The sequence below is a fragment of the Catenibacterium sp. UBA627 genome (assembly GCF_002299355.1).
In the GTDB taxonomy this organism is placed as follows: domain Bacteria; phylum Bacillota_I; class Bacilli_A; order Erysipelotrichales; family Coprobacillaceae; genus Catenibacterium; species Catenibacterium mitsuoka.
Map to the genome: position 1 here is coordinate 3,374 of NZ_DBPF01000089.1, position 826 is coordinate 4,199.

The window sequence follows — 826 nt, forward strand, 5'->3', positions numbered from 1 at the left end:
ACTTATGCTGTTCGTTAATTACTGGCAGAATTCAGCTAATTTCATTGGATTTCAAGTGTTCTTTTTTGCTCTCTTTTAGCAGAGGGAACCACAAACGGGTTGTGTTATTCGGTTTCAAGTCTGCCTTCGGAATGCCGAACATTCTACACTAATTGTTAAATTTTCTTCTTTTATATTGAAAAAGGCAACCCTTTCGGATTGCCTTCTCATTATAGATTGCTTGCGAATGCTTTGAGCAACGCCGCCGTTAACTTTCGGCTTATAGGGAATGCTTTCCTGCCTATAGTCAGGAAAGTGCGTCATGCAAATATACTTTCAATAGAAAGTCTCGTCGCAAATAAGATTACCAGGTGCGTGAAGCCATATTCTTGAATTCGCCAACTGTTGAAACGTGGCTGTTAAGACCGCCGTCAACTGTAAGAACCTGACCTGTAAAGAACTCGCTCTCATCAGAAGCAAGGTATACGCACATATTGGCAATATCAGCAGGGCAACCATAACGGTTAACCATGATGTTATTAAGGAATATATCCTTCAGAACCTGGGGTACGTGAGCCTCGTTATCCGGTGTAACAATAAGACCAGGGCGTACGCAGTTGCAACGGATATTGCTCTTGCCGTACTGCATAGCTGTTGACTTGGTAAGCATATCAACGCCGGCTTTTGCACAGGCATAAGCGGTAGAGCCAAGGTCACCGCCACAAGAAGCCATCGAACCTATGTTGATGATTGAACCGCCGTTGTTCTGCTGCATATAAGGAATAACACATTTAGTAGCATAGAATGTGCCGCGGATATCTGATGAAAAGACAGCGTCCCACATCTC

General features: G+C 43.6%; 1 protein-coding gene. It reads right to left on the reverse strand.

The genetic code is table 11. The annotated features are described in order from the left end of the window. Window positions 1–343: 343 nt before the first annotated feature. On the reverse strand, window positions 344–826 hold a 483-nt coding region (locus tag B2S90_RS05590; protein WP_286696677.1), incomplete at its 5' end, for an SDR family NAD(P)-dependent oxidoreductase.